Source organism: Rothia endophytica, assembly GCF_928381505.1.
In the GTDB taxonomy this organism is placed as follows: domain Bacteria; phylum Actinomycetota; class Actinomycetes; order Actinomycetales; family Micrococcaceae; genus Rothia; species Rothia endophytica_A.
The window spans coordinates 1-255 of the sequence record NZ_CAKMSJ010000046.1; the positions used below are offsets into that span (position 1 = coordinate 1).

Here is a 255-nt window from a genome sequence, read left to right on the forward strand (position 1 = left end):
CGAGTGTTGGACAGGTGGTTTGCTCATGGGTGGAATATTGGTTCAGGTTAGAAAAGCCCTGGTGGTTTTTCTGGTGGAGAGTCTCGTAACTGTTTTTTGGTGTGTTGTTGGGTTTTGAGGCAACAAGTTTTCTTGTTGGTCTCGATGGTATGCCTGGCGCATTGGTGGGTGAGACTGTGATGGTTTTGCTGCTGGTGTGGGTGGGTTGTTGTTTGAAAACTGTATAGTGGACGCGAGCATCTTCTAAAGATTGAA

1 protein-coding gene is annotated in these 255 nt (G+C 46.7%); it reads right to left on the reverse strand.

The annotated features are described in order from the left end of the window. A partial coding sequence (locus tag L6990_RS11870; protein ID WP_237204379.1) for a hypothetical protein occupies positions 1-255 on the reverse strand: 255 nt, incomplete at both ends.